The organism is Vibrio sp. 10N.222.52.B7, assembly GCF_041474275.1.
GTDB lineage: Bacteria > Pseudomonadota > Gammaproteobacteria > Enterobacterales > Vibrionaceae > Vibrio > Vibrio crassostreae_C.
Map to the genome: position 1 here is coordinate 38,699 of NZ_JBFRTU010000069.1, position 12,545 is coordinate 51,243.

Here is a 12,545-nt window from a genome sequence, read left to right on the forward strand (position 1 = left end):
GTTGATAAATGAAATCCCTACCAGTTCTGCTGGTGGGGATTTTTTTATTTACACCCCATAACGTATGAAAAGCATCTAAATGGTCTATGTTTACTATTCGTTTACTGTTTAGCCTCGACAACGTGATCGAGATCTCTATATAATCCGCGCTTCGATTTTTGTTTAATCCATACTTTCGTACTTCTTATTTAGGTTCTTGAAATAGCCTAATAATTATCTGTCAGTACACGCTTAGGAATTAGTTCTTTGATATCTACCGCGAACATCACAATGCAATTTGGCGCAGAGCCGCTGTTTGAAAACATCTCTGCTAAATTTGGTAACGGCAACCGTTATGGTTTGATCGGCGCTAATGGTTGCGGCAAATCAACGTTCATGAAAATCCTAAGTGGCGCATTAACGCCAAGCTCGGGCAACGTTTCTATCACTCCAGGAGAAAAACTGGGTGTGCTAAGCCAAGATCAGTTCGCTTTCGAACAGTACAGCGTTATCGACGTTGTGATCATGGGCGACAGAAAACTTTGGGAAGTAAAACAAGAACGTGACCGCATTTACTCTTTGCCAGAAATGAGCGAAGACGACGGCATGAAAGTCGCAGAACTTGAAAGTGAATTCGCGGAAATGGATGGCTACACAGCAGAAAGCCGTGCTGGCGACATCCTAATTCAAGCGGGTATTGAAGAAGAGTTCCATTTCGGCTTGATGCAGCAAGTAGCTCCAGGTTGGAAACTGCGTGTGCTATTGGCACAAGCTCTGTTTGCAAACCCAGATATCCTGCTTCTTGATGAACCAACCAACAACTTGGACATTCACACGATCAACTGGCTTGCTGAAGAGCTAAACCAGCGTAAATGTACAATGATCATCATTTCGCACGATAGACACTTCCTGAACTCTGTGTGTACACACATGGCAGACATCGACTACGGTGAGCTACGTGTCTACCCTGGTAACTACGAGTACTTCCTAGAAGCATCTGGCTTGATTCGTGAACAGCTTTTAGCAAGCAACGCTAAGAAAGCGGCTGAAATCAGCGAGCTTCAAGATTTCGTAAACCGTTTTGGTGCTAACGCATCTAAAGCAAAACAAGCAAGCTCTCGTGCCAAGAAAATGGATAAGATCACGCTTGATGAAGTGAAATCATCGAGCCGTATGAGCCCATCTATTGATTTTGGCGAAGGTAAGAAACTACACCGTCAAGCGCTTGAACTTCAAGACCTTGGTCACGGCTTCGATGGCGAAACATTGTTTGCCGGTGGTAACTTGCTGCTTGAAGCGGGTACTCGTCTTGCGGTTATCGGTGAGAACGGTGTAGGTAAAACCACGCTGCTACGTTGCCTAGTTCAAGAGCTAGAGCAAAACGAAGGTATCGTAAAATGGTCTGAAAACGCATCTGTAGGCTACTGCCCACAAGATAGTACGTCTGACTTTGATAACGACCTGAGCATCTTCGATTGGATCTCACAATGGCGCACAGTGAAGCACGATGACCTTATGGTACGTGGCATTCTAGGTCGCCTATTGTTTACTGCTGACGATGCGAACAAAAAAGCGCGTAACTGTTCTGGTGGTGAGAAGAACCGTCTGTTATTCGGCAAGCTAATGATGCAAGACATCAACGTGCTTGTAATGGACGAACCAACCAACCACATGGACATGGAAGCAATCCAAGCCCTGAACGACGCGTTGAAGGTTTACACTGGCACGCTTATCTTCGTAAGCCATGACCGAGAGTTCGTTTCTTCATTAGCAACACACATCATCGATGTAAAAGATCAACAGCTAGTGAGCTTCCAAGGTACTTATGAAGAGTACTTAGATCACCAGAAAAAGATGCTGATGGTTAGCTTATAAAGCAAGTCGCTGGCTCAGGTCGTGAACGACTAAAAGCCAGCGAAACTAACAAACAAAAAAGCCCCGAACATTAATATGTTCGGGGCTTTTCTATGTAATACGTTTAGCTATTTATTACTCAGTAATTGAAATCTAGATTAGAATCCGAATCGAGCCGACATTAAGATTTGGTGGCCATATGTGCCGTTATTGCGCATATCAAGACCAACAGACAGTTGATCAGTTGAATGGAAACGAGCACCGATACCCAAAATTGAACGAGTGTCATCGTTGTCGATCAGTTGACCAAGGCGTGCGTTAACTTCAACGTTTGCCATTAACCAAGCTCTCAAGCCAAGGTTAATTTCTGTTTTGATGTGGTTATCGTCATTCCGTTCAATGTTGTGCAGTAACATTTGGCCAGTAACGTCAGCAAATTGACTGATTGGGCCGTTGAATCCCATACCTACCGCTGCATCCCAATCACTTTCAAATTCTGAATCGATACGAGCAACAAAATGAGAGTTCTGAGTGAACATTGTTGTGACTTCACCACCGAAAGTACTTGGGCTAGTACCCATGCGCAGCTCGAATGTGTTGTAGTTAAAGTTGTTTGCAGACGCAGAGAATGAACACAGTGCAGCGAGTCCTAAAAGGACAGTCTTATTCGTGCAACCTAGCATGGTGACTCCATATAAATTGTATTTTGCGGCAGTATAATACAAAAAAGCCTGCAATATGCAGGCCAATTATTTGAAGTCGGTATTTTTATATTAATCGCTTATAGAACCTGGATGTGGTCCACTTCGATTTCAGGTGTCTTACCACCTTCATATTCACCGAAGATACGAACTTTTGTATCAGCGGTCAGTGGTTGTGCTAGGCGGATATCATCATCAAGTTCGATTTGAATTTCACTCTGGCCATCAGAGAAGACAAACGTGTCATTCTTAAGTTGACGAACGATCTTGCCATCCACAATTGCTTCTTGCTCTGCGAACATGCTTGTGTCGGCAAGTAGTGTCGCAACAGAAACGGTTTCAATTGGGCCAGTATAAGCAATAGCGCTTTCGTGCTTGCTGTTGACATTATTATTGCTGTTGTGGTCACTAGCCATTGCGAAAGTAGGAGCAAGGATAATAGTAGATGCGATAGCTAATACAGTTTTTTTCATGGTGAATCCCTTAATGTTGTTTTTAGTAGAAACGTTTTTCTGAATTTGAAACGTTTCTTTTCGTTAGTACGTTTTTTGTTTAGTCGCCTGTTATCGTTCACAAGCTTTGTTTCGATGGAGCTATTAAACAACACTGGGGTTGAATCCAGAGTGAGTAACACATTCATTTTCCATTCATTTTATTGAGCATCTACTCGGCAATGACGATAAGATGGAGGCAGAGAGAGATTGCCCATAGCTATAAATTAAGAAATTAAGGATTTAAGTACAAATGCGAGCACCATTAAGTGCCCTTATGGTTCAAGGGACAACGTCAGATGCCGGGAAAAGTGTTTTGGTGGCAGGCTTATGCCGTGTTTTGGCAAGGAAAGGAATCAAAGTGGCACCATTCAAGCCACAAAACATGGCGTTGAACAGTGCTGTGACAAAAGATGGTGGCGAAATTGGCCGTGCTCAAGCGGTTCAGGCGCAAGCTTGTAATATAGAGCCAACCGTTCACATGAACCCTGTATTGCTAAAGCCCAACTCAGATACCGGCGCGCAAGTGATTTTGCAAGGCCGAGCGCTGAGCAACATGGAAGCGACGGGTTATCATGATTACAAGAAAGTGGCGATGGATACAGTTATCGATTCGTTTGTTCGACTTTCTGAAGAATATGAAAGCGTGATGATTGAAGGTGCGGGGAGCCCAGCCGAAATCAATCTTCGTGAAAATGATATCGCTAACATGGGATTTGCTGAGAAAGCGGACATCCCTGTGATCATCGTTGCTGATATTGACCGTGGTGGTGTTTTTGCGCATCTCTACGGGACATTAGCTTTGTTGTCTGAATCTGAACAAGCTCGCGTAAAAGGCTTTGTGATAAACCGTTTTAGAGGCGATATCGCACTGCTTCAATCTGGCCTAGATTGGCTAGAGGAAAAAACCGGTAAGCCAGTCATTGGTGTGTTGCCATATCTGCATGGTTTTAACTTAGAAGCGGAAGATGCCATTACCTCTGCTCAAGAGTCTGACGGAGAAGCTAAGCTTAAGGTGGTGGTGCCCGTGCTAACCCGAATCAGCAACCATACAGACTTTGACGCGTTAAGATTGAATCCTTCAATTGATTTACGTTATGTCGGTAAAGGTGAACGTGTAAACAACGCTGATTTAATTATCTTGCCGGGTACAAAATCGGTAAGGGCAGATTTGGACTACCTAAAGCAACAAGGTTGGGATAAAGATATTCAACGCCATCTGCGCTTAGGCGGCAAAGTGATGGGTATCTGTGGCGGCTACCAAATGTTAGGTAACATCATCCACGATCCTGATGGTGTTGAAGGCGCGCCCGGCAGCAGCGAAGGGTTAGGGTATCTGGATACTGAAACAACCCTTACACAGCAGAAAACCTTAACCAACGTACGCGGCACCATGACGCTGGATGGCAAAACAGCACAAGTAAAAGGGTATGAAATCCACGTAGGTAGGACTGATGTCAAAGAAACAGCCTTACCGGTTCAGTTAGAATCTGGCAGCCTAGATGGCGCTGTGAATCAAGATAACTCGATTTTTGGTACTTACTTGCATGGCGTATTCGACAACAGTGATGCGTTGTCGCTTATTTGCGAATGGGCAGGAGCCAACGATGTGACCGCGATTGACCACGAACAGCTTAAAGAGCTGGGTATTAATCGAATCGCTGATGCCATCGAAGAGTACTTAAATCTTGATCTGCTTTGGCCAGAGTTAACAGCTTAAGCCGCCATTTAGAAGTTAGCTAAAGAACTTAAACGAACAATAGATAAGTGATAACAATGAAAAAGCGAGTCTTCCTTTTAACCATGGCTTTAACTTCGGCATTGAGTTCTAGTCATCTTTTTGCTGCGGAAAAGCTACGAGTTTACGCTGCATCGTCGATGACCAATGCGGTTAATCTGTTGGTTGAAGAGTTTGAGAAAGACCATTCTGTCGATGTGATTCCTGTGTACGCGAGTACGTCGTCTTTGGTGCGACAAATCGAAAGAGGAGCACCAGCAGACATTTTTATCTCGGCAAATGAGAAATGGATGACGCATTTAGTCGATCGTAAATTGGTTTATAGTGACAATGTCACAAACCTATGTGAAAACGAACTGGTGCTGATTGCTCCTAAAGAGACATCGGTAACGTTAGACCTATCAAAAGGTGGACAATGGGCTAAACTGCTTACTAATGAAAGGCTTGCAGTGGGTAACACCATGTCGGTTCCTGCTGGTATCTATGCAAAAGAAGCGTTAGAAACGTTAGGTGTATGGGACGATGTGAAAACTCGATTGGCACCAAGTAACAATGTTCGTATGGCCTTAGCCTTAGTCGAGCGCAGTGAAGCTAAGCTTGGCATTGTCTACAAAACGGATGCGTTGCTTTCTAAAGAAGTAAACCTAGTGTCGACCTTCCCATCAGAACTGCACACACCAATACGTTACCCTGTAGCGAAGTTGAGTGATAAAGTTGTGGCAGAAGAGTTCTATACTTTCCTAAAGAGCGAAAAAGCGAAAGACACCTTGAACAGTTTTGGATTTGAAGTGCGTTAAATGATGTATTTATCGGAATACGAATACCAAGCCTTAATGCTGAGCTTAAAAGTCGCTGGGTTTGCAATCTTATGGCTTATCCCTATCGGTATTGGCTTAGCATGGCTACTTGCTAAGAAACAATTTGTAGGTAAGAGCATTGTTGAGAGCATTATCCATTTACCTCTGGTACTTCCACCTGTAGTTATTGGCTATTTACTGCTAGTGATGATGGGCAGGCAAGGTATCATAGGTTCGTGGCTCAATGACGTGTTTGGTATTGTATTCAGCTTTAGCTGGAAGGGCGCGGCACTCGCTTGTGTGGTTGTGGCGTTGCCGCTGATGGTTCGCTCTATTAGATTGAGCCTAGAAACCGTAGACAGTAAGCTTGAAGAGGCGGCTGCTACATTAGGCGCTTCACCTCTTCGTGTGTTTTTCACGATCACTTTACCCTTGATGATCCCAGGGGTCATTACCGGCACCATGCTTTCATTCGCAAGAAGCCTAGGGGAGTTTGGCGCGACCATCAGCTTCGTTTCAAATATTCCCGGTGAAACTCAAACCATTCCTTTGGCTATGTATACCTTTATTGAAACCCCTGGCGCTGAAATGGAAGCCGCGCGTTTGTGTGTCATTTCTATTGTGATAGCGCTGGGTTCATTGATGCTATCTGAGTGGCTCAACAAAAAGTCAGCACAACGCTTGGGAGGCAATGCATGAGTGCTTTGATCCTCCAATATCAACAACAACTTGGTGAAACGTTCTTTGATATCGACTTGGAATTACCAAGTAGCGGCATTACGGCAATTTTTGGTCGTTCTGGCGCGGGTAAAACCTCACTTATCAATGCAATCAGTGGCCTTAAACAGCCCGATAAAGGTCTGATCAGCGTATCTGGAACCACACTGTTCGATAGTGAAAATGGCATTAATTTGCCGACTCACAAACGCAACGTCGGTTATGTGTTCCAAGAGTCGCGATTGTTTCCACATATGAAGGTGGCAGCGAACCTTAAATACGGTATGAAAAGCGTCGATCAAGCGCACTTTGAGCAAATAGTCTCGCTGTTGTCTTTGGGTTCATTGCTTGACCGATACCCAGCTCGTTTGTCTGGCGGTGAGAAGCAACGTGTGGCGATTGGCCGCGCTTTGTTATCAAAGCCGAGCATTTTGTTGATGGATGAGCCTTTAGCGTCTCTCGACTTGCCTCGTAAGCGCGAAGTGATGCCATTTCTGGAAAACTTATCCGAAACCGTCCAAATACCGATCATCTATGTCACTCATAGCCTCAATGAAATTTTACGCTTGGCAAATCACCTTGTGATTATTGACCAAGGCAAAGTGATTTCGTCGGGTGTGACGGAAGAGGTGTGGGCATCGAGAGCCATGCAACCTTGGCAATCTTTCTCAGAGCAAAGCTCGTTGTTTGAAGCGACATTAGCGGAACACAATGACGATTATGCGCTGTCTCGCCTGATGCTAGGAAAGTCGACGTCGTTATGGGTTCAGAAAGTATCGAGTGAGCTTGGTACGACAGTGAGGCTGCAAGTTAGGGCAAATGATGTCTCTATCACGCTAGAACGGCCGAAAGGGACTTCTATACGTAACATCCTTCCTGTCACCATTAAAAGCGTAGAGACGCACCAACAAGGCACAAATAAGCAGAGTGTCGAGGTCGAGCTAGAGTTAGAGTCTGGGTGCTACCTATGGGCAACCATTACATTGTGGGCGCTGGATGAGTTAAATCTAGAAATCGGGCAGCGTGTTTACGCTCAAATTAAAGGTGTGAGTGTCGCTCAAAGAGATATCGCGGTAACGCATTAAACCTGACAAGGTCAGTTTTTCGATATTGCCGCGATACTGCCTGTTATAGGTTCTGAAAATTCGGTCTTGATTCCATGAATGGATACATGCGTCATTTTTATACGGTATAACTGCCAGTTTTGCGCCACACTATATGAGTGTTAAAGCATATGATTTGTCGAATCATATGAACATTAGCAACAAGAACATACAGACGTAACGATCGACGAACAGAAAATAGCGGATATAAAAAAGCCGCGTGTTTAAAGAAACATGCGGCTTAATTCTAAGTAGTACTGTTAGCGCTTAGCCTAGTTTAGGCGACTAGCGACTTACTTAGTAAAAACTTCTTTGAAATCACGCTTCAAGATTGCATCACGACGAGCTTTCTTGATTTGTTTAACCATGTCTTTTACACAGTTGTGTAGAACTTGGTCTAGCAGTTGAGCACGGTACTCTTCTTTTTCTTCGTCAGACATGTCTTCTGGAAGTTTAAGAGTAGGGAACTCTTCCATCACGTTAACACCAGCGAAAGCTTGGCTAACTGAGATTAGAGCGTGGAACTGCTCGAAGTTGTCTAAAACATTTTGTGCGCTTGCTGGAAGACTATCCCAAGCTTCGCGTACTGCTTCTTCAGACACTTCGTGAATAGAAGTAACCATAAAGTGCATCTCTTTTGGTACGCCATCAAATTCGATAACTTGACGAAGTTCTGGTGAGATGGTGGTTAAATCGATTTCTTGTTGTTCGTTGTTTGTAGCGTCTGACATAGTATTTCTCTTTAAAAAGAAACAATGCTAAAAAGATCTGTAAAAAAGTCAATCTAATATAGAGATTAGGGCATGATTTAAGCCCAAATTTGAGCTACTTTGAATATTCAACACTAGATAAAGGTGATGTGATGATAGAAAAGGGATCTTCAATGCGCATATTGCTGGTTGATGACGTTCAACTAGACAGGATGCAACTTGCTATCCGACTCAAGCAACTGGGTCATATTGTAGAAGCTGTCGGTAGCGGAAAAGAAGCCCTGAGTGTTTATTCTGATTTTGATCCTGAACTCGTGTTACTTGATATCAGCATGCCTGATATGGATGGTTTTGAAGTGGCGAATGAAGTTCGAAGCCGATTCCCAGAATGGGTTCCCATCATCTTTCTTAGTGGTCACGAAGAACCTGAGATGATCGCAAAAGCGATTGACGCTGGTGGCGATGATTACCTGATCAAGCCAGTAAACAAGGTTGTTTTGAATTCTAAGCTGATTGCGATGCAACGTATCGCGCACATGAGACGAGAGCTAAAACAAAGCACAGCCAAACTCGAAGAACTGAACATCCTTCTGCAGCAACAAGCCAACGAAGATGGCCTGACCAAATTGTATAACCGTCGATATATGGATACTAAGCTTGAAGAGAGCATAGCGTGGCACGGAAGACGTAATATATCCATGACAGTCATACTTCTAGATGTAGACTTCTTTAAGCCTTACAACGATAATTATGGTCATATTCAAGGGGATAAGTGCTTACAAGGGCTTGCTAATACCTTGAAACAGCTGTTTGTTCGTGCGGGAGAATTTGTAGGTCGTTATGGCGGTGAAGAGTTTGTTCTGATTCTTAGCGATACAGACAGTGAAGGCGCTAAGGTACACGCGACTCGAGTTAAAGAGGCATTGCATGAGATGAACTACGCTCATGAACACTCAACGGTATCGGATAGAGTGACAGCGTCACAAGGTGTGTTGTCATTTGTGCCAGAAGGTGGCGAATCTATTGCGTCTATTTACGAAAAGGTCGATCAAGCGCTTTATCAAGCGAAGCAAAGTGGTAGAAATACCTTTGTACAACGTAACATTTTGGAGCTTGCGCGTTAGTTGGCGAGCTCTTTTCGATATTTGAATTTATACTTCTAATAGCGTTTGAGCTAGGAAGTGCTTTAAGTGATAAAAGAAATGCCACATTCGAAGTCATTTTCTATGACTAACACATCTTGGACGCTTGCGGTTCCTCTATTTTTTACCGCTTTGGCGACCACTGTTAATGCCAATACGCTATCTGATCTTTTTCGAAAGGATCTAGAGCAGAGCTTTGCCACCAGTGTATTGCTCAACGACACCGATGTTTTCACTTTTGGTATCAATAACTTTGACCCCAATAAAGTGTTTAGTTTGGACAATGAAGACATCGGTTCGAATGATTCGGTAAGTCGTCGCCAAAACATCACCTCCCTGAGTTTGCCTTACACATTTGAATTACCAAGTTACATCGAAGACAACCATCAAGAGGTGACGCTACGCTTGTCTGCATTGCGAATCGAGAACGATGTCGAGTACGCGGCAGCAAACAGAAACGATTTTCAAAAAGAGTCGGTAGTGTCTGGCTACGTCGAATTCGCGAATGTGTCCCAGCTAGACGAATATTGGAGCTTCAGCTCTGCAATCGGTAACCACATCTCTTACTACCGCAATGATTATGAATATCGCGCTTCGTTGCTAAAGCCTATTCAAGACCAACTGGATGGCGTATATCTCAATACTGATGCTTGGGCTTACATCATCGAGCCTAAAATCAAGCTGATGTACGAAGATAAGAATGACTGGGGAAAGTATAAATTGAGCACCAGTTGGCATTACTTTAATGGCATCGGCTGGGGCGAGGCGAATAATGGCAATGTCGGTCATCCTGAAGGGTGGTATATCGCCAATGAAGCCAAGGTTTTCTATGATCTCGTGCGTTGGGATAAGAACATCACTTCGATGTACTCGAGTATAAGACGAATTGATATTGGTGGTGACACCGTGGCATCTATGGGCACCACATCTTACTACGAGGGCAGTGTTGGTTGGTTGCTTAACCCAAACCTGTTTAATGAGTGGGTCGATAACGTGGGAATAGGTTTTACGATTAACTACGGAAGTAGCTTAAAAGGTGGCAGCTTGGTTATATTCTTCAACCAAGATTAAGCTCTTTTTTCCAGTTAAGCCCATACGGTCTCAAATCAATGAGGCTCGTTGAACTTGGAAGTGATAGTTATTGAAGCAGTTCGCTATTAATGGCTTAAGCTATTTAGATCTCTAGTACTTAATATCTTTAGCTTTTAACCATCGTTAACGGTCAATACATAATTTGTTTCGACCGGTTTCTTTCGCTTTATACAGCGCTTGGTCAGCAAGCTTCAATACCTCTTCAGGATGTCTGGTGGTTGTACTATCAGACAATCCAATACTCACCGTCACATTCACCACTTCCGATGGTTTACCGTTCTTGCCACGCTTTTTCATACCCACTTCATGATCGTCGGGGCGCTCATGGCTATTCCGAATCGTCATGTCGTAGTTTTGAACTTCGGAAATCAGAGCTTGAAGGTGCTCTTTAACTTGTTCCGAATGTTTGCCTTTGAAGATAATCGTGAACTCTTCTCCACCATAGCGATAAGCTTTAGCGCCGCCTGTGGTTTCCCTCAGAATACGCGCCACCAGTTTTAACACATCGTCGCCAATGTCATGGCCGTAGGTGTCGTTGAATTGCTTAAAGTGATCGATATCGACCATCGCCATCGAATACTTACGCCCTAAGTGCTTCATATCGACTTCTAAGGCGTGTCGACCTGGAATGTTAGTCAGTTGGTCATTAAAGGCCATATCATGACTAGCGGACATGACATAGACGATGATCAACGTGCCTGACAACGAGAACATGGTGCTCGAGATGTACTGAACGTCGAAGAAGATGAACGTGCAAGAAGAAAGCAGGATAGCGCTATAAACCACAACATCGATAGAGCGGTTATACACCAACACGAGAATGGCAGTAAGGCCAAGTAAGCAAAGGCTATACAACACCAAAACAAAAGGCAGTTTGGAGAAGTCTCTGACAATAAATAGAAGACCATCACTCCATGATTCAAAACCGCCGGCATGGAAGTGAGAGACGATCAATTGTGCCCACACCATAAACAGAACAAGAACGATGGCGTAGAGCAGCATCGACTTTGAGTTTACGCCGTTATCAGGGAAGGCATAAACAAGTAAGCAAGTGACAGGTACTAATGCCGCAAGTAACGAGAGCTCTAATAGCGTTGTGCCAGTATTGAGAGGCGTTTGTAAGCGAACTTGGATGATCAGATAAGCGACAAGCATGGTCACCGATACCATCGCCATTCGACCTTGTCTGAACGTATGGCATAGCAGAACCGCAACGCTCAATAAAATGTAAGGGAGGTTGCTAGCAAACCCTAAATTTGAGTCCGTCACGAGAATGACGTTGTCCATACCAACGAGCAAAATTGTTAACAGGACTAAAGGGAAGCAAAATCGAAACATGCTCGACGTTACAAAAGATGATGCCATTTATGTGGTGAGCCTAACTATATTGATGATCTTATTATTTAATACTATGCGTAGGATACGGTTAAACAAGCGATTGCCAAGCTTTTTGCCTAAATTAGAGCAAAAACATAGTCATAGGTCGCTATTGGTGCAATCATTTTTATATGTATTTTGAGTTGCTATTAACCTTAGAACGAACTACACAGTATATATGAGAAATTAATTAGTCGTTATAGATACTTAACAAAATCTGCTCTGCTGCTCTTACGTTGGCGCTGTCACTTAAAGGGCTTGATGATCAGTTATCATTGAGTGACCTTTTCATTAAGCGACGAAGATCTGTAATGAAGTCAGAGTAAGATTAAATAATGCCTAAGTTTCAACTATGGACAGTAAAACCTATAACTGAGTTATAGAAAGCTATTAGGAATTGCATGGTTTCAAGTGACTTTAGAAGCGACTGCGACTAGAAAAACCGCTACAAATGGAGGTGTGGTATGCAAATTAGTGTTGATGTACATAACTATATGGAAACTCTGGTCGGTCATGTATTGGCTACCGAGGAATATGTGTCTAGTTATACCAACGAACAGTTGGCCGATCTCGCGTGCTTGGCTTTGGGTCAGCTAAAACCTATCTATATTCGTTTTGATATCGATTTTCTGTCAGCATTGCCAGAAGACAAATTGGTGCTCTATAAACGCAATAGTGAGATCGCGGTCAAAAATGCAGAAAGTATGATTATTGACGATCGAAGACGTGAACGTGATGACAATGTGCCTGTTATATTTAGTCAACACAATTTTGACGATGACGTAGAATTGCAATGGTATGAAAAGCCGTTGTTGAACCGTAAACAGTCATGATAGTTTAGGGT

Annotated in this window: 12 protein-coding genes; 8 read left to right on the top strand and 4 right to left on the bottom strand. The window is 43.5% G+C overall.

Annotated elements, in window-relative coordinates; all coding sequences use genetic code 11:
* Positions 1 to 246 precede the first annotated feature (246 nt).
* Positions 247 to 1,854 (top strand): ABC-F family ATPase, encoded by a 1,608-nt coding sequence (locus AB4512_RS17230; protein WP_080582218.1) that lies wholly within the window; start codon positions 247 to 249, stop codon positions 1,852 to 1,854.
* A gap of 137 nt (positions 1,855 to 1,991) precedes the next feature.
* Here AB4512_RS17230 and AB4512_RS17235 read toward each other — a convergent pair whose 3' ends face one another.
* Complete coding sequence (locus tag AB4512_RS17235; protein WP_017060115.1) at positions 1,992 to 2,516, bottom strand: hypothetical protein; 525 nt, start codon at positions 2,514 to 2,516, stop codon at positions 1,992 to 1,994.
* Between the two features lie 98 nt (positions 2,517 to 2,614).
* A complete protein-coding gene (locus AB4512_RS17240; protein ID WP_017064574.1) occupies positions 2,615 to 3,007 on the bottom strand; it encodes a YgiW/YdeI family stress tolerance OB fold protein in 393 nt (130 codons plus the stop codon).
* Between the two features lie 271 nt (positions 3,008 to 3,278).
* Here AB4512_RS17240 and AB4512_RS17245 point away from each other — a divergent pair, with 271 nt between their 5' ends.
* The 4 genes from AB4512_RS17245 to modC are packed head-to-tail and all read left to right on the top strand — an operon-like array spanning position 3,279 to position 7,362.
* The gene (locus tag AB4512_RS17245) at positions 3,279 to 4,745 is read left to right on the top strand and encodes a cobyric acid synthase (protein ID WP_372175234.1); all 1,467 of its coding nucleotides are present in this window, start codon (positions 3,279 to 3,281) and stop codon (positions 4,743 to 4,745) included.
* A 56-nt stretch (positions 4,746 to 4,801) separates the two neighbouring features.
* Complete coding sequence (modA, locus tag AB4512_RS17250) at positions 4,802 to 5,560, top strand: molybdate ABC transporter substrate-binding protein (protein ID WP_372175235.1); 759 nt, start codon at positions 4,802 to 4,804, stop codon at positions 5,558 to 5,560.
* Positions 5,561 to 6,259, top strand: coding sequence for a molybdate ABC transporter permease subunit (gene modB, locus AB4512_RS17255; RefSeq protein ID WP_372175236.1), 699 nt, complete (start codon positions 5,561 to 5,563; stop codon positions 6,257 to 6,259).
* Entirely contained in the window at positions 6,256 to 7,362 is a 1,107-nt protein-coding gene (modC, locus tag AB4512_RS17260; protein WP_017060109.1) for a molybdenum ABC transporter ATP-binding protein ModC, read from the top strand. The genes modB and modC overlap by 4 nt, the downstream gene beginning before the upstream one ends.
* Positions 7,363 to 7,673: 311 nt before the next feature.
* Here modC and AB4512_RS17265 read toward each other — a convergent pair whose 3' ends face one another.
* Positions 7,674 to 8,111, bottom strand: a complete 438-nt coding sequence (locus tag AB4512_RS17265; RefSeq protein WP_017060108.1) for a DUF3069 domain-containing protein — start codon at positions 8,109 to 8,111, stop codon at positions 7,674 to 7,676.
* Positions 8,112 to 8,242: 131 nt separating this feature from the next.
* On the opposite strand from AB4512_RS17265, the gene AB4512_RS17270 reads away from it, so the two are divergent.
* A complete protein-coding gene (locus tag AB4512_RS17270; protein ID WP_170791831.1) occupies positions 8,243 to 9,214 on the top strand; it encodes a diguanylate cyclase in 972 nt (323 codons plus the stop codon).
* Between the two features lie 78 nt (positions 9,215 to 9,292).
* Complete coding sequence (locus AB4512_RS17275; protein ID WP_029235232.1) at positions 9,293 to 10,303, top strand: Solitary outer membrane autotransporter beta-barrel domain; 1,011 nt, start codon at positions 9,293 to 9,295, stop codon at positions 10,301 to 10,303.
* A gap of 144 nt (positions 10,304 to 10,447) precedes the next feature.
* Here the strand turns inward: AB4512_RS17275 and AB4512_RS17280 are convergent, their stop codons facing one another.
* Positions 10,448 to 11,689: a GGDEF domain-containing protein gene (locus AB4512_RS17280; RefSeq protein ID WP_032545705.1), complete on the bottom strand. Its 1,242-nt coding sequence runs from the start codon at positions 11,687 to 11,689 to the stop codon at positions 10,448 to 10,450.
* 476 nt (positions 11,690 to 12,165) lie between these two features.
* Here AB4512_RS17280 and AB4512_RS17285 point away from each other — a divergent pair, with 476 nt between their 5' ends.
* Positions 12,166 to 12,534, top strand: a complete 369-nt coding sequence (locus AB4512_RS17285) for a late competence development ComFB family protein (protein WP_017060104.1) — start codon at positions 12,166 to 12,168, stop codon at positions 12,532 to 12,534.
* The last annotated feature ends 11 nt before the right edge of the window (positions 12,535 to 12,545 follow it).